The 16654-nt window shown below is 62.3% G+C and carries 15 protein-coding genes; 12 read left to right on the top strand and 3 right to left on the bottom strand.

Annotated features, from left to right (window positions below):
• Positions 1–8 precede the first annotated feature (8 nt).
• Positions 9–785: a substrate-binding domain-containing protein gene (locus tag HNQ83_RS23405; RefSeq protein WP_175391126.1), complete on the top strand. Its 777-nt coding sequence runs from the start codon at positions 9–11 to the stop codon at positions 783–785.
• Here HNQ83_RS23405 and HNQ83_RS23410 read toward each other — a convergent pair.
• A complete protein-coding gene (locus tag HNQ83_RS23410) occupies positions 775–1689 on the bottom strand; it encodes a LysR family transcriptional regulator (protein ID WP_175391127.1) in 915 nt (304 codons plus the stop codon). The genes HNQ83_RS23405 and HNQ83_RS23410 overlap by 11 nt on opposite strands.
• A gap of 143 nt (positions 1690–1832) precedes the next feature.
• Here HNQ83_RS23410 and HNQ83_RS23415 point away from each other — a divergent pair, with 143 nt between their 5' ends.
• The 9 genes from HNQ83_RS23415 (at position 1833) to HNQ83_RS23455 (ending at position 11348) form a co-directional block, all read left to right on the top strand.
• Positions 1833–3641 carry a monovalent cation:proton antiporter-2 (CPA2) family protein gene (locus HNQ83_RS23415; protein WP_175391128.1) on the top strand — a complete coding sequence of 603 codons (1809 nt, stop codon included), beginning with the start codon at positions 1833–1835 and terminating at the stop codon, positions 3639–3641.
• 132 nt (positions 3642–3773) lie between these two features.
• Positions 3774–4871 carry a DNA alkylation repair protein gene (locus tag HNQ83_RS23420; protein ID WP_175391129.1) on the top strand — a complete coding sequence of 366 codons (1098 nt, stop codon included), beginning with the start codon at positions 3774–3776 and terminating at the stop codon, positions 4869–4871.
• A 170-nt stretch (positions 4872–5041) separates the two neighbouring features.
• Entirely contained in the window at positions 5042–5719 is a 678-nt protein-coding gene (locus HNQ83_RS23425) for a thermostable hemolysin (RefSeq protein ID WP_175391130.1), read from the top strand.
• Positions 5709–7190, top strand: coding sequence for an AMP-binding protein (locus HNQ83_RS23430; RefSeq protein ID WP_175391131.1), 1482 nt, complete (start codon positions 5709–5711; stop codon positions 7188–7190). Before HNQ83_RS23425 ends, HNQ83_RS23430 begins: the two co-directional genes overlap by 11 nt.
• Positions 7187–7861 (top strand): TenA family transcriptional regulator, encoded by a 675-nt coding sequence (locus HNQ83_RS23435; RefSeq protein WP_175391132.1) that lies wholly within the window; start codon positions 7187–7189, stop codon positions 7859–7861. Before HNQ83_RS23430 ends, HNQ83_RS23435 begins: the two co-directional genes overlap by 4 nt.
• Positions 7848–8657, top strand: coding sequence for an SDR family oxidoreductase (locus HNQ83_RS23440; protein ID WP_175391133.1), 810 nt, complete (start codon positions 7848–7850; stop codon positions 8655–8657). The genes HNQ83_RS23435 and HNQ83_RS23440 overlap by 14 nt, the downstream gene beginning before the upstream one ends.
• A complete protein-coding gene (locus HNQ83_RS23445) occupies positions 8654–9298 on the top strand; it encodes a tetratricopeptide repeat protein (protein WP_175391134.1) in 645 nt (214 codons plus the stop codon). Before HNQ83_RS23440 ends, HNQ83_RS23445 begins: the two co-directional genes overlap by 4 nt.
• Positions 9299–9309: 11 nt before the next feature.
• Entirely contained in the window at positions 9310–9972 is a 663-nt protein-coding gene (locus tag HNQ83_RS23450) for a response regulator (RefSeq protein ID WP_175391135.1), read from the top strand.
• Positions 9969–11348 carry an ATP-binding protein gene (locus tag HNQ83_RS23455; RefSeq protein WP_175391136.1) on the top strand — a complete coding sequence of 460 codons (1380 nt, stop codon included), beginning with the start codon at positions 9969–9971 and terminating at the stop codon, positions 11346–11348. Before HNQ83_RS23450 ends, HNQ83_RS23455 begins: the two co-directional genes overlap by 4 nt.
• A 90-nt stretch (positions 11349–11438) precedes the next feature.
• Here the strand turns inward: HNQ83_RS23455 and HNQ83_RS23460 are convergent, their stop codons facing one another.
• On the bottom strand, positions 11439–12335 hold the full coding sequence (locus tag HNQ83_RS23460; protein WP_175391137.1) for a LysR family transcriptional regulator: 897 nt from the start codon (positions 12333–12335) through the stop codon (positions 11439–11441).
• Between the two features lie 132 nt (positions 12336–12467).
• On the opposite strand from HNQ83_RS23460, the gene HNQ83_RS23465 reads away from it, so the two are divergent.
• Positions 12468–14144: a GMC family oxidoreductase gene (locus tag HNQ83_RS23465; protein WP_175391138.1), complete on the top strand. Its 1677-nt coding sequence runs from the start codon at positions 12468–12470 to the stop codon at positions 14142–14144.
• Between the two features lie 178 nt (positions 14145–14322).
• Positions 14323–15945, top strand: coding sequence for an MFS transporter (locus HNQ83_RS23470; RefSeq protein WP_175391139.1), 1623 nt, complete (start codon positions 14323–14325; stop codon positions 15943–15945).
• Between the two features lie 119 nt (positions 15946–16064).
• On the opposite strand, the gene HNQ83_RS23475 is transcribed toward HNQ83_RS23470, so the two are convergent.
• Positions 16065–16433 (bottom strand): DUF427 domain-containing protein, encoded by a 369-nt coding sequence (locus HNQ83_RS23475; RefSeq protein ID WP_095195058.1) that lies wholly within the window; start codon positions 16431–16433, stop codon positions 16065–16067.
• Between the last annotated feature and the right edge of the window lie 221 nt (positions 16434–16654).

A 16654-nucleotide genomic window follows, 5' to 3' on the forward strand; every position in this document is an offset into this window, starting at 1 on the left:
ACCTACCCATGAAAAAGCTGTTCAATGTAGCGGCCCTGGCGCTGGTGGCCAGCCTCGGCCTGAGCGCCGCCGCCCAGGCCGAAGAGATTCGCGTGATGACCTCCGGCGGCTTCACGGCCGCCTACAAGATCCTCGGCCCGAAGTTCGCCGCTTCCACCGGCAATACCCTCGACACCACCCTCGGCCCGTCGATGGGCAAGGCCCCTGAAGCGATCCCCAATCGCCTCGCCCGGGGCGAGCAGGCAGACGTGGTGATCATGGTCGGCTACGCACTCGACGACCTGATCAAGCAAGGCAAGGTCGACCCGGCATCACGGGTCGAGCTGGCCGACTCGCGCATCGGCCTGGTGGTGCGCGAAGGGGCGCCGAAGCCGGACATCAGCACGATCGACAACCTGAAGAAAACCTTGCTCGGCGCTACGTCAGTCGCCTATTCCGACAGCGCCAGCGGTGTGTACATCGAACAGCAGTTGTTCAAGCGCCTGGGCATCGAGGATCAGCTCAAAGCCAAATCAGCGATGGTCCCGAAAATCCCGGTGGGTTCGGTGGTTGCCACCGGCGATTATCAACTGGGGTTCCAGCAGGTCAGTGAATTGCTGCCCGTACCGGGGGTGAGTTTTGTGGCGAAGATTCCGGAAGCGGTGCAATCGGTCACCCGTTTTGCGGCGGGCATTCCGGTCGGCGCGCAACACCCGGCGGAGGCCAGGGCACTGCTCGAATACATGGCGTCGGCGCAAGCTCAGGCGGATGTGAAAGCGACGGGGCTGGACTCGATCAGTCGCTGAGGGGCGGCGGCAGGACTTTCATTTCCACTACCAAGCGTTCCAGTTCCAGTGCGGCCGGGGTCAGCGTGCGACCCCGGCGCTTGATCAGGCCGACACTGCGCATCACCTGCGGGTCGGTGAGCGGCACCCGAGTCAGGATCGGGTGATCCGCCGCCGGCATGGCCATCAACGGCACCGCCGCCACCCCCAGCCCGGCTTCCACCAGACCGATCATGGTCGTCACATGCAGGGTTTCGCAGATGCTCTGCCGCTGCGGCACCACCCGAGTCAGCGCCTGATCCAGCAGAAACCGGTTGCCCGACGTCTTGCCCAGCGAGATGTAGTCCTGCTGGTAAAACTCGTCCCAGGTCACGCTGGTGCGTCCGGCCAATGGATGATCGCGCCGGCAGGCCACCACATAACTCTCTTGCACGAGCGGTTCGAAATCCACTTCGGCCTCAAGGGTGCCCATGAAACTCAGGCCGAAATCCGCCTCGCCGTTGACCACCGCACTCAGCACTTCGTGGGCACTGGAGTCCAGCACCTTGACCTTGATCCGTGGGAACTGCCGGTGATAGTGGGCGATGACCCGTGGCATGAAGTAGTAGGCCGCCGACGGCACGCAGGCGACGGTGACGTGGCCGAGGCGGGTCGAGGCGACTTCGCTGATGCCCAGCAGGGCCACGTCCAGATCGTCCAGCAAACGCTCGACATTGGGGATGAAACCGCGACCGGCCTGGGTCAGGCTGACCTTGCGTGTCGTGCGCTCGAACAACTTCACGCCGAGGGCGTCTTCCAGTTTTTCGATCCGTCGGCTCAGGGCCGGCTGGGAAATACGCACGGCATCGGCAGCCTTGCGAAAACTGCCCTGCTCGACCACCGCGCGAAAGGCTTGCAGGTCGTTGAGGTCGAAATTGATGGCCATGGTGCGCACTCAGGGTCGGATCAGATTGATCCACTCACGCTATAAATGTAACTAATTAATGCAAAATGTAACAATTTCGCTCTGGAGCAGTCCAGCCTTTATCCTTATCGCCCCCGCCGTACCGAGTTGATGGAGTTTTTCTCATGCCCCATGAAGGCAATCTGTTGCAAGCCGCTGTCGTTTTTCTGCTCGCAGCCGTGCTCACTGTTCCCTTGGCCAAGCGCCTGCAGCTCGGAGCTGTATTGGGTTATCTGTTTGCCGGCGTGATCATCGGCCCCTCGGTGTTGGGTCTGATCCGCAACCCGAGCAGTGTCAGCCATATCTCGGAACTCGGGGTGGTCTTGCTGTTGTTCATCATTGGCCTGGAATTGTCGCCACGCCGTTTGTGGGTGATGCGCAAATCAGTGTTCGGCGTCGGCCTGGCGCAGGTGCTGCTCACCGGCTCGGTGATTGGCGTGGTGGCGCTGTTTCTGTTTGGCCAGCCCTTGAACAGCGCGATCGTCCTGGGCCTGGGACTGGCCCTGTCGTCCACCGCGTTTGGCCTGCAAAGCCTGGCCGAGCGCAAGGAACTGACCAGCCCCCATGGGCGCCTGGCGTTCGCCATCCTGCTGTTTCAGGACATCGCCGCGATCCCCTTGATCGCCATGGTCCCGCTGCTGGCCGGCGTCGATCACAACACCAGCACCGCCGAGGATGTGAACCACGGTCTGCGGGTCCTGGGCAGCATCGCCGTGGTGGTGGTCGGCGGGCGTTATCTGTTGCGTCCGGTGTTCCGCGTGGTGGCGAAAACCGGTTTGCCGGAAGTGTCCACCGCCACCGCACTGCTGGTGGTCATCGGCACCGCCTGGCTGATGGATCTGGTCGGCGTGTCCATGGCCCTCGGCGCGTTCCTCGCCGGTTTGCTGTTGGCGGACTCCGAATACCGTCATGAACTGGAAGCGCAAATCGAACCGTTCAAGGGCCTGTTGCTGGGGCTGTTTTTCATCAGCGTCGGCATGGGCGCGAACCTGAGCCTGCTGCTGAGTGCGCCGATTACGGTGTTGGGCCTGACCCTGCTGTTGATCGCCATCAAGCTGCCGTTGCTGTTTGTGGTGGGCCGGTTGGCCGGTGGTTTGAGCAAGGTCAGCGCCATCCGCCTCGGCATCGTGCTGGCGGCCGGCGGTGAATTTGCCTTTGTGGTGTTCAAGATCGGTCGAGATCAAGGGTTGTTCGAGCCGCGCCTGTACGATTTGCTGGTGCTGACCATCACCCTGTCCATGGCCCTCACTCCCTTGTTGCTGCTGTTGTGCGCACGCCTGGTCAGCCCCAGGGTACAACCGGTGGTGGTGCCGGAAAAATTCCGCGAAATCGACACCGATGCGCCTCGCGTGGTGATCGCCGGCATGGGCCGCATGGGCCAGATCGTGGCGCGTATCCTGCGGGCACAGAACATCAAGTTCGTGGCCCTCGACACCTCGGTGGAAACCATTGAGCTGTCCCGCAGCTTTGGCGGCGTGCCGGTGTTCTACGGCGACCCGATGCGCCCGGAAATCCTCAGTGCGGCGAAAGTCGAGCAGGCCGAATTCTTCGTGATCGCCACCGATGACCCGGACACCAACATCAAGACCGCCGAGCTGGTGCACAAACTCTATCCGCACATGAAGATCATCGCCCGGGCGCGTAACCGTCAGCATGTGCACCGGTTGGTGGACGTCGGTGCCCACGCCGTGCGCGAAACCTTCTATTCGAGCCTGGAAATGAGCCGCCAGACGCTGATCGGCCTGGGGTTGACCCAGGCCCAGGCCGATGCCCGGATCAAGCGCTTCAAGCACCACGACGAACAGGTGCTCGAAGCCCAGCACGCGATCTACGACGATGCGGCGAAGGTGATGCAGACCGCGCAGGAAGCGCGGGCGGAACTGGCGCGGTTGTTTGAGTCGGATCAGCTGGAAGAGCAAGCTGCCAGAAAATGAGGTGAATGGGCGGGCCTCTTCGCGAGCAGGCTCGCTCCCACATTTGAAATGCATTCCCCTGTGGGAGCGAGCCTGCTCGCGAAGAACGATAACGCGGTAGAACAGACAACCCCGACTATTAAGGACACTGCCTTGGCCGACCAATCCTCCCCCGCCCTGAAGGAAATCTTCAACGCCGAACGCCTCAACCACATCGCCACCGAGATGACCGCGGTCTATCCCGAGTTCGATGCCAAGGCGTTCCTGAAACTGGCCAAGACCGGCCTGGCGGAGCTGTCGGTGATGCAACGCATGGCCCGCGTCAGCGAATGCCTGCATGCGGTATTGCCGCTGGGTTATGAAGCGTCGCTGGAGGTTCTGCGCGCCCTCGCTCCGCGCCTCAACAGCGGCTTTGTCAGCATGTGCCTGCCGCACTACGTGGCGACTTATGGCGCTGACCGGTTCGAGCTGTCCATGGACGCGCTCAAGTACTTCACCGCGTTCGGCTCCTCGGAATTCGCCATCCGCCATTTCCTGCGCCGCGACATCGAGCGCTCGCTGGAATTGATGCACGACTGGTCGCTGGACGCCAACGAGCACGTCCGGCGCCTGGCCAGCGAAGGGTGTCGCCCGCGCCTGCCGTGGTCGTTTCGCCTGGAGCCGATTCAAGCCGACCCGACACTGGCCGCCAGGATCCTCGACAACCTCAAGGCCGACAGCAGTCTTTACGTGCGCAAGTCCGTGGCCAATCACCTCAATGACATCACCAAGGATCATCCCGAGTGGGTACTGGACCAGATCGAGGGCTGGTCGCTGGACAACAAGCACACCGCGTGGATCGCCCGGCATGCCCTGCGCAGCCTGATCAAGCAAGGCAACCCGCGAGCGCTGGCGATCATCGGTGCCGGGGGCAAACCTGAGGTCGAGATCGTCGATGTACAGGTCAACCCGCCGGTGATTGGCCTGGGGGAAAAAATCACCCTGTCCTTCGCCGTCAAATCCACGGTCGAGAACAGCCAGCGGCTGGTGATCGACTACGCCATCGATTACGTGAAAGCCAACGGCAGCACCTCGGCGAAAGTGTTCAAACTCAAGGCCCTGACCCTGCCCGGCAATGCCACCGAATCCATCGCCCGTGGCCAGCACATCAAGGAACTCACCACCCGTCGGCACTATGCGGGCAAGCATGCGGTGCACGTACTGGTGAATGGCGAGCGGCTGGCCACTACGGCGTTCGAAATCCTCCCTTGAAACACCCCTCTCCTGTAGGAGCGAGCTTGCTCGCGATGGAGTGTCAGTCAACATCACACTGACTGACACTCCCTCGCAAGCAAGTTCACACCCACCGCCCTGCCGTCTTCAGATTTCATTAAGAAAAGGCCTCGATACTGCTCCCCATCAGCCCCGGGGAGGTGCCTTTCATGGCCGATTTCAACTGGAACATTGCGCTACCGCTGCACTTCGGCCAGGCCGAGACACCGCCAATGAGCCTGGTCCGGGCGCTGCCGGACGACCCGCAACGTCCTGGTTTCGAAGCCTTTATCCAGCACCATTTCCGCCGGGTCCACGGTGCCGACATCCGTCATTTCATGCCGGAACTGTTTGGCATGAACAACCAGGCGGGCGAGCTCTGTGCGGTGGCGGGTGTGCGCGTGGCGAGCAGCGGGCAGCTGTTTCTGGAACGCTACCTCGACGAACCGATCGACCCGCTGATCAGCGCCGCTGCCGACCGCCCGGTGGACCGGGCCGGGATCGTCGAAGTCGGCAACCTGGCGGCCAGCGACACCGGCAGTGCTCGCCTGAGCATCATTACCCTCACTTACCTGCTGGCCATGGGTGGCCTGGAATGGGTGGCGTTCACCGGCAACATCGGCCTGGTCAACAGCTTCCATCGCCTGGGCTTGCAACCGGTGACCCTGTGCGCCGCCGACGCCGAACGGCTGGGCGACGACCGCCACAGCTGGGGCAGTTACTACGAGAGCAAACCCTGGGTCCACGTGGGCGATATCCGCGCCGGTTTCACTCATTTATGCAACATCGGCCTGTTCAGGCGCCTCGGTTTGCCAACGTCCACCGAGGAGTCCATCCATGTCGCCTGAAATGGACCGATTCAAACAAACCCTGCGCAGCCACGCCGAACGCACGCCCGACGCCATCGCCCTGTGGGGCGATCAATTAAAGATGGACTACGCCACGCTGTACGCCGAGGTGATGCATCGCCAGCAACGCCTGCGCGATGAACACGTCAAGGTGATCGCACTGGCGTTGGACAATGGCGTCGAAGCCATGCTCTGGGATCTGGCCACGCTCTTCGAGGGCCTGACCTGCCTGACGCTGCCGCCATTTTTCAGCCCCGCCCAGCGCAGCCACTGCCTGGAACAGAGCCAGGCTGAACGAGTGATTGCCCCGCCGGAACTTGAATGCGAACTGCAAACGGCCGGTTATGAGAAACACGGTGAATTCTGGCGCCGCCACTTCAGCGCCCCGCCCCGCCTGCCCGAAGGCACCGCCAAACTGACCTTTACCTCAGGCACCACCGGCACCCCCAAAGGTGTGTGCCTGAGCGCCGAAAGCCTCCTGCGGGTCGCTCGCGAACTGCACCAGGCCAGCCAATCCAGCGCCCCACGTCATCACATGGCCTTGCTGCCCCTGGCGGTGCTGCTGGAAAACCTCGGTTGCTATGCCGCGCTCCATGCCGGCGCGACCTTGAGTGTGCCTGGTCAGCGCACCCTGGGCATCCAGGGCGCCAGCGGTGTGGAGGTGCCGCGCCTGCTCGATTGCCTGGCCACGCGAGCGCCCGAGAGCCTGATTCTGGTGCCGCAGTTGTTGCTGCTGCTGGTCAACGCGGCGCAAAACAAGGCGTTTGACCCGCAGTCGTTACGGTTCGCCGCCGTGGGTGGCGCGCGGGTTTCCACAGAGCTGCTGCAGCGCGCGCAAGCTGCCGGCCTGCCGGTTTACGAAGGCTATGGGTTGTCTGAATGCGCGTCGGTGGTGTGCCTCAACCGTCCAGGCGCCCATCGCCCCGGCAGTGTCGGCCGGCCGCTGCCCCATGTGGAAGTGCGCCTGGCCGACGACGGCGAGGTGTTGATCAAGGGCTCGATCCTGCTGGGCTACCTGGGCCAGGCGCCGTCCCCCGATGAATGGTGGCCCAGCGGCGATCTCGGCGAGTTCGATGAACAGGGTTTTCTCTACCTCAAGGGCCGCAAGAAGCATCAATTCGTCACCAGTTTCGGCCGCAACGTGAACCCGGAATGGGTCGAGGCGGAATTGACCCAGCGACGTCACATCGCCCAAGCCTTCGTCTACGGCGAAGCCATGCCGCGCAACCATGCCTTGCTCTGGCCGCATCGCCCCGATTGCACCGACGAACAGCTGGCCGCCGCCGTCGCCGAGGCCAACGAGGCCTTGCCCGATTACGCCCGGGTCCATCGCTGGAGCCGCCTGGATCAACCGTTCACACCCGCCAATGGCTTGCTGACCGCCAATGGCCGCCCACGTCGTGACGCCATCGTCGAGCGTTACCGGGCGCAGCTCACCGACACCCGACTTTCCGAGGAACCCGCACCATGAGTTTTTTTGACACGCTGCAAACCGCGACGCACCAGGAGCGCCACGAGCTGTTCAACCTGCCGATCATTCTTGACGCACTTGAAGGTCGGGTCAGCCTGGAAAGCTACCGGGCCTTTCTGACACAAGCCTATTACCACGTGCGCCACACCGTGCCCCTGATGATGGCCTGCGGCGCGCGCCTGCCGACGCGCCTTGAGTGGCTGCGCGAAGCGGTGTGCGAATACATCGAGGACGAGTACGGCCACGAACAGTGGGTACTCGATGACATCGAGGCCTGCGGCGGCGATAAAAACGCCGTACGAGATGGCCGGCCGGCCTTGCCGATCGAACTGATGGTCAGCTTCCTCTACGACCTGATTGCCCGAGGCAACCCGGTGGGCCTGTTCGGCATGGTCAATGTGCTGGAAGGCACCAGCATTGCCCTGGCCACCCACGCCGCCGGCAGCATTCGCCAGCACCTGGGCTTGCCGGAAAGTGCCTTCAGCTACCTCGATTCCCACGGATCGCTGGATATCGAGCACATGCAAACCTATCGCCGGCTGATGAATGCACTGGACGATCCGGCCGATCAGGCTGCGGTGATTCATGCATCCAAAGTGGTCTACAAGCTGTACGCCGACATGTTCCGCGGCTTGCCGCATCACGGGGAGAACCTGCATGCGCCTGTCTGAGGCTCGTGTCGTACTGACCGGTGCCAGCGGTGGTATCGGCCTGGCCATCGCCACCGCGCTGTGTGCCAGCGGTGCTCACGTACTGGCGGTGGCCCGGCATCGGGAGCCGTTGATGCCGTTGCTCGAACGCTACCCCCGAAGCCTGTCCTGGGTGGGTGCCGACCTGACCGTGGCGCCCGACCGGCAAAACGTGCTGGTCGCCGCCGAAGCCATCGGCGGCATCAACCTGCTGATCAACGCCGCCGGGGTCAACCAGTTCGCCATGCTCGAACAACTCGACGACAGTGACATCCACGGGATGCTGGCCGTGAATGTCGACGCACCGATCTGCCTGACCAAACTGTTGCTACCGCTGCTCAAGCAAGCCGAGAGCGCCATGGTGGTGAACGTCGGCTCAACCTACGGCTCCATCGGCTACGCCGGTTACGCCAGCTATTGCGCCACCAAGTTTGCGTTGCGCGGGTTTTCCGAAGCCCTGCGCCGGGAACTGGCGGACACGCGGGTCGGGGTCCTGTATGTCGCGCCACGTGCCACCCGCACGAGTATGAACAGCCCGGCGGCGCAGGCGTTGAACGACGCGCTCAAAGCCAGTGTCGACGACCCGCAGGCCGTCGCCTCGGCAGTGATTCACGCCATCGCCGGCGAGCGCCGTGACCTGTACCTGGGCTGGCCGGAGCGTTTTTTCGTTCGCCTCAACAGCCTGCTGCCCAACCTGGTGGACCGTGGTTTGCGCAAGCAATTGCCGCTGATCCGCCGCCTGAGTCAAAAGCCCGACAACGAGAACCTCAAGCCATGAAAAAATTCGCCGCGTGTCTGCTGCTGGGAGCCCTGAGCCAAGGCGTCTGGGCCCTGGACGCTGCCGACCAGCAACGCCTGACCGGTATCCAGCAAAGCTGGGCCCATATCCAATACGAACTGCCCGCCGATCAACGCACGGCCGCGTTCGAAAAACTGGCCACCCAGACAACGAGCTTCACCCAGGAACGCCAATCGGTCGCCGAGGCGTGGATCTGGTCCGGTATTGTCACTAGCAGTTGGGCCGGTGCCCAGGGCGGGCTCAGCGCGCTGAGCAAGGTCAAGCAGGCGAAGGTCGATCTGGAAAAAGCCCTGTCCCTGGACCCCAAGGCCCTGCAAGGCTCGGCCTACACCAGCCTCGGCGCGCTGTATGACCGTGTACCGGGCTGGCCGATCGGTTTCGGCGACTCGGACAAGGCTGAACAGCTGCTCAAGCTCGCCTTGCAAATGAACCCCAACGGTATCGACAGCCTGTATTTCTGGGGCGATCACCTCTACCGCCAAAAACGCTACAGTGAAGCTAAAGCCGCACTGCAAAAAGCCCTGAACGCGCCGCCACGGCCGGGTCGTGAAACCGCCGATGCCGGGCGCCGCCAGGAAATCGAAACGCTATTGGTCGACGTCAACAAGAAACTCAACTGACAGGAGTCCGTGTGCGTTTATTACTGATCGAGGATGACGTGGCCCTGGGTGAAGGCATCCATCAAGCCCTGGGCCGCGAAGGTTACACCGTCGACTGGATACAGGACGGCAGCAGTGCCCTGCATTCACTGCTCAGCGAAGCCTTTGATCTGGCGGTGCTCGACCTGGGCCTGCCACGCATGGACGGCCTCGAAGTCCTGCGCCGCCTGCGTGACAGCGGCTCGAATGTGCCGGTGCTGATCCTGACCGCCCGGGACGCCACCGAGGACCGCATCGCCGGGCTCGATGCCGGCGCCGACGACTACCTGATCAAACCCTTCGACCTGGCCGAGCTCAAGGCGCGCCTGCGAGCCTTGCTGCGACGCAGCGCGGGGCGCGCTCAAGTGCTGATCGAACACGCCGGCATCAGCCTGAACCCCGGTACTCAGCAAGTCAGTTATCGGGGTGAGCCGGTGGCGTTGACGCCCAAGGAGTATCAGTTGCTCCACGAACTGCTCTCGCCGCCGGGTCGGGTCATGACCCGCGATCACTTGATGCAGTTGCTCTATGGCTGGAGCGAGGAAGCGGAAAGCAACACCCTGGAAGTGCATATCCATCACTTGCGCAAGAAGTTCTCCACCGACCTGATCCGCACCATCCGCGGTGTCGGCTACCTGGTGGAGGAGCGCCGATGACCTCGATCAGGCGTCGCACCCTGACGCTGATCATCGGCCTGATGCTCGCCGGTCTCGCCGTGATCAGCGTGCTCAACCTGCACGACAGCAACCACGAAATCGCCGAAGTCTACGATGCCCAACTGGCCCAGAACGCCCGGCTGCTCCAGGGTGTGATGCGCATGCCGCTGGCCAGCGAGGAACATGCTCATCTGTATCAGGCGTTCAACATGGCCTTGAGCGAAGCGGTGCCGAGGGTCGATGGCCACCCTTACGAAAGCAAAATTGCCTTTCAGGTCTGGAACCACAAGGGCGAGGTGCTGGTGCACACCGCCAGCGCGCCCTCCTTCACCGTACCGCCGTCGAGTCCCGGTTTCAGCGACGTGGTGGACCTCAACAACCGTCACTGGCGCGCATTCCTGCTGGAGGACAAGCAGAATGACCTGCGGATCTGGGTCGGCGAACGCGACGACGTTCGTGCCGACCTGGTCGACCGGATCGTGCGCCATACCCTGTGGCCGAACGTGTTGGGCAGCCTGATTCTGGCGGCGATGGTCTGGCTGGCCATCGGCTGGGGCCTCAAACCCCTGGCCGACATGGCGGCAACGCTGCGGGCACGGCACAGCGGTTCACTGGAGCCGCTGCAGTTGACGCCGCTGCCCAGCGAACTGGAACCGATGCAGGCGGCGCTCAACCGGATGCTCGCGCAGATCCAGGAAGTCCTGGGCCGCGAGCGGCGCTTCATCGCCGATGCCGCCCATGAAATGCGCACGCCCCTGGCCGTGTTGCGAGTGCACGCGCAAAACCTGCTCGAAGCCGGCACCGAAGAGGAGCGACGCGAATCCCTGGCGTTCCTGATCGCGGGTGTGGACCGCACCAGTCGCCTGGTCAATCAATTGCTGACCATGGCCCGCCTCGAACCCAAGGCCACCGCCCCTGCCCTGCGCACCATCGACCTGACCCAGACCGTGCGCGACAGCCTGGTCCAGCTCACCCCCTGGCTGCTGAGCAAGAACCTGGAACTGGCCTTCGATGCCAGCGACCAGCCGTGCAAAGTGGCCACTGACGCCGCTGCCATCGATATCGCCCTGAATAACCTGATCACCAATGCCGCGAATTTCTCGCCCGAGCACGGTGTGATCACCGTGCAGTTGAATCAGGCCGAGGGCTTTTACCACTTGAGTGTCGAAGACCAGGGACCGGGGATCGATGAAGCGGATCGCGCCCGCCTGTTCGAACGCTTCTATAGCCGTGGCAACACACAAGGCGCGGGGTTGGGGCTCACCATCGTCAACACCATCGCTACCCGACTGGGCGGACGGATTACGCTGGTCAACCGACCGGAAGGCGGATTGCGCGCCATCCTGTCGATTCCTGACGGAAAGCCGCAGGAGTAGGAGCGAGCTTGCTCGCGAAAAACCCGAGGGCGCCGCTGGGCATCTGATTCTACGCGTTATCGTTCACGTCCATCGCGAGCAAGCTCGCTCCTACAGGGGATTGGGACCGAGCAATAGACCCTGCTCACGCTCGCACAACTGCACCACGTAATCCCACATCACCCGCAACCGCACGGACTTGTGCAGCTCGCGGCGGGTGCTGATCCAGTAGCTGCGCAGGATGCTTTCGTCGGGAAACAACGGCACCAGTCCGGGGTCGGCGCTGGCCATGTAGCACGGCAGCACGGCGATGCCCAGACCGGCGCGGGCGGCCTGTTGCTGGGCGATCACGCTGGTGCTGTGGAAGACCACCCGTGGATTGCGGCAGAAGCTGTTGAGGAACATCAGTTCCTGGCTGAACAACAAATCGTCGACGTAACCGATCCAGGCGTGCCGTCCAAGATCCTCGCGACTGCTCAGGGGCGGCGAACGGTCGAGGTAGTCCTGGCTGGCATAGAGCGCCAGGCGATAGTCCGTGAGTTTGCGTGTGACCAGCATGTCGGCGGACGGGCGCTCGAGGTGAATACTGATTTCCGCTTCGCGGTTGAGGATGCTGACAAAGCGCGGCACCGCCACCAGTTCCACCTCAAGCCCCGGATAGCGTTCGAACAGCCCGTTCATGCGATTGGCCAGAAACATGATGCCCAACCCTTCCGTGACCCCGACGCGGATCTTGCCCAGTGGCGCCGTGGACTGGGTGATTTCTTCCTGGGCCAGCAGCGCGACGTTTTCCATGGCTTCGGCATGTTTGAGCAACGCTTCGCCGGCCGGAGTCAGCTCATAACCCTGGGCATGCTGCACAAACAGTGCGCTGCCGAGGCTCTTTTCGATGGCCTCGATGTGCCGTGCGACCGTGGCGTGCGTGGTGTTCAAACGGCGGGCAGCGGTGAGCAAACGCCCGCTGCGCTGTAGTTCCAGAAAAAACCGCAGGTCATTCCAGTCGAACATGAATCGTCCTTGAGCTTGGCGATGGAAGATGCTGTTTAAAAACGCACAGCCGGTGGGTAAAAACTAACATTCTTTTGACGAAAGCTAACAACTAGGATGAAGCACAACAAGAACAACAACACGAGGTCAGGGATGCAAATTTCCCTCGAAGAATACGACTACATCGTGGTCGGGGCCGGACCGGCCGGTTGTTTGCTGGCCAATCGGCTGTCGGCCAACCCGCAACACCGGGTGCTGCTGCTCGAAGCCGGTGGTCGCGATAACTATGCGTGGATTCACATCCCCGTGGGTTACCTGTTCTGCATCGGCAACCCGCGCACCGACTGGTGCTTCAAGACCGAAGCGCAAAGCGGCCTGCAAGGCCGAACCCTGAGCTATCCCCGTGGCAAAGTGCTGGGGGGTTGCTCGTCGATCAACGGCATGATCTACATGCGCGGCCAGGCCGGCGATTACGACCGCTGGGCCGCCGATGGCAACCCCGGCTGGAGTTGGCAGGACGTGCTGCCGCTGTTCAAGAAAAGCGAAAACCACTTTGCCGGCGAATCGGAATTTCACGGTGCCGCCGGCCAATGGCGCGTCGAACGCCAGCGCCTGTCGTGGCCGATTCTCGATGCCTTCCGTAGCGCCGCCGAGCAAAGCGGCATCGCCAGCATCGATGACTTCAACCAGGGCGACAACGAAGGCTGTGGTTACTTCCAGGTCAACCAGAAGGCCGGCATCCGCTGGAACGCGGCCAAGGCCTTTCTCAAGCCGATCCGCGATCGCGCCAATCTGACCGTGCTGACCGGCGTCGAAGTCGAGCGTGTAGTACTGGAAAACGCGCGGGCCTCGGCGGTCAGCGCTCGCTGGCAAGGCCAGGCGAAAACCTTCAAGGCCCGCAAGGAAATCATTCTGTGTGCCGGCTCCGTCGGCTCGCCGAGCATCCTCCAGCGTTCGGGGATCGGCCCTCGCCCGCTGCTGCGACGCCTGGGCATCGGCGTTGTCCATGAACTCTCCGGCGTGGGTGGCAACCTGCAGGATCACCTGCAACTGCGGCTGATCTACAAACTGGAAAATGCCCGCACGCTGAACCAGATCGCGGGCAGCCTGTGGGGCAAGATGGGCATGGGCCTGCGTTACCTGTATGACCGCAGCGGCCCGCTGTCGATGGCGCCGAGTCAGCTCGGGGCTTTTGCCCGCTCGGGGCCGGAACAGACCTCGGCCAATCTCGAATACCACGTGCAGCCGCTGTCGCTGGAGCGCTTCGGCGAACCGCTGCATGCCTTCCCGGCATTCACCGCATCGGTCTGCGACTTGCGTCCGCAAAGCCGTGGCAAGGTGGAAATCCGCTCTGCGAATCCACAGGAAGCGCCACTGATCCAGCCCAATTATTTGAGCCATCCCGAGGATTTGCGCGTGGCCGCCGATGCCATTCGCCTGACCCGGCGTATCGTCGCCGCGCCAGCCCTGAAACAGTTCAAGCCTGTTGAATACCTGCCCGGCGACAGCCTGCAAAGCGAAGAACAACTGCACGAAGCCGCCGCGCGAATCGGTACGACCATTTTCCATCCGGTGGGCACTTGCCGGATGGGCAACGATGCGGATGCGGTGGTCGATGCCCAACTGCGGGTTCACGGTATTCCAGGGTTGCGCATTGCCGACGCCTCGATCATGCCGAACATCACCTCGGGCAACACCTGTTCGCCTACGCTGATGATCGCCGAAAAGGCTGCAGAACTGATCCTCAATCTTGCTGTAGACACTCCCCCTGTGGGAGCGAGCCTGTGTGGCGAGGGGATTTATCCCCGTTCGGCAGCGCAGCTGTCGTAAAAACGTTGCATGCGGTTTACCTGATCCAATGTGAGTGCTGGTTTTGGGGCCGCTTCGCAGCCCAACGGGGATAAATCCCCTCGCCACACAAGCCCGCTCCCACAAGGGATTTGCATCTGATTCACGGACACGCAACACCAGTGGAACAACAAAAACAATCACTGTGAGGGATACCGATATGTCAGAACACGTTCAGTCCCTGGAGGCCGTGCGCAGCGCGGGCACCAGCCAGGAAACCCAGAAAGTCATCTTCGCCTCGTCGCTCGGCACGGTCTTCGAGTGGTATGACTTCTTCCTCTACGGCGCCCTCGCGGCGGTGATCAGCAAACAGTTTTTTGCCGGGGTCAACGACACCACCGCGTTCATTTTTGCCCTGATGGCCTTCGCCGCCGGTTTCATCGTCAGGCCGTTCGGCGCCCTGGTGTTCGGCCGGTTGGGGGACATGATCGGACGTAAATACACCTTCCTCGCCACCATCGTGCTCATGGGCCTGGCAACCTTCTGCGTCGGCTTGCTACCGAACTACGCCAGCATCGGCATCGCCGCGCCGATCATCCTCGTGGTACTGCGCATGCTCCAGGGCCTGGCCCTGGGCGGCGAGTACGGCGGCGCCGCGACCTATGTGGCAGAACACGCGCCCATCGGCAAACGCGGTTTCCACACCAGCTGGATTCAGTCCACCGCCACCCTCGGCCTGTTGCTATCGCTGCTGGTGGTGCTCGGTTGCCGCTACTTCACCGGCGATCAGTTCGAAGTCTGGGGCTGGCGCATTCCGTTCCTGTTTTCGATCATTTTGCTGGGCATCTCGACCTGGATTCGCTTGAGCCTGCACGAGTCGCCGGCTTTCGTGAAAATGAAAGAAGAAGGCAAGCTCTGCAAGTCACCGATCCGCGACTCATTCGGCAAATGGGAAAACCTCAAGGTCGTGTTGATCGCCCTGTTCAGCATCAACGCCGGGCAGGCCGTGACCTTCTACGCGGCACAGTTCTACGTGCTGTTCTTCCTCACCCAGTTCCTGAAAATGGACCCCGCCGTGGCCAACGGCCTGCTGATTGTCAGCGTGACCATTGGCGCGCCGTTCTTCATTTTCTTCGGCTGGCTGTCGGACAAGGTCGGGCGCAAACCGGTGCTGATGCTCGGCCTGTTGCTGGCCACGGCGCTGTACTTCCCGATCTTCAAGACCCTGGCCCACTACGCCAACCCGGCCATCGACCTGGCCAGCCGCCAGGCACCGATCACCGTGCTCGCCGACCCGGCCACCTGCACCTTCCAGTTCGACCCGGTGGGCAAGGCGAAATTCGACAGCCCGTGCGATAAGGTCAAGACCTTCCTCGTCAAGCAGGGCCTGCCCTACAACAGCGCCGCCGCCCCGGCCGGCAGCGGCGTGCAGGTGAGCATCGGCGATGTGAAGATCGATGGTTTCGACGAAGCCGCCCTGCGTGGCGCGGTGACCCTCGCCGGCTACCCGCAACAGGCCGACATGCAGCAGATCAACAAACCGATGATCGTGGCCTTGATTGTTGCGCTGATCATCATTTCCGCCATGTGCTACGGCCCGCTGGCGGCGCTGATGGTCGAACTGTTCCCGACCCGCATCCGCTACACCTCGATGTCCCTGCCCTACCACATCGGCAATGGCTGGTTCGGCGGTTTCCTGCCGACGGTGTCGTTCGCATTGGTGGTGTACACCGGGGACATCTTCTACGGGCTGTGGTACCCGGTGGTGATCACCGGGGTGAGCCTGGTGGTGGGGATGCTGTGCCTGCGTGAAACGCGGAATGTGGATCTGGACAAAAACTGACCTGTAGGAGCGAGCCTGCTCGCGATAGCAGTAGAACAGTCAAGATTGATGGTGACTGTTCAACCGCTTTCGCGAGCAGGCTCGCTCCCACAGTGGCTAGTGGATCATGGCTTCTCTTGTCACTCGTCCAGTTCAACAACCTCGAACTTCACCTGATCCGGATAAAACGCCATGTATTCGCGAATCTGTGCAACAGAGACTTTCGGGTTCTCGTAACTCCACACCGCATTCGCCCCTTCATGCCCCGGCACCTGCAAACTGAAATAACTGGCATCACCCTTGTACGGGCAATAGCTGGTGTGATCGGTACGGGCGTAATACTTCTCGTCGATGTCTTCTCGCGGCACGTAATACACCGGCGGGTAATTGGCCTCCAGCAGCACCAGCGCGCGTGAGGACGCGGCCACCTGGATACCGTGAAACTTCACCAACAGGCAGCCGGGCTGCTCGGCGATGGTGATGACAGGGCTAGGACCGGTGCTTTTCATGGAAAACGTTCCTCATGACAGTGTTGACCTGTGGGAGCGTGCGATGCGGCGACCCGACTTGCCCGCTATGGGCTGCGTCGCAGCCCCGAAACCTGAGACCACGATGTATCAGGTATAACCCAGATTTTGCATTCGTGACTGCGTCACAGCCGAACGGACCCGGCAACCCATCGCAACGCATCCGCTGTACATCCATACAGATAAAGATTGCCCTCGCGCCC

This window comes from Pseudomonas sp. C2B4 (assembly GCF_013359695.1).
Taxonomy (GTDB): Bacteria; Pseudomonadota; Gammaproteobacteria; order Pseudomonadales; family Pseudomonadaceae; genus Aquipseudomonas.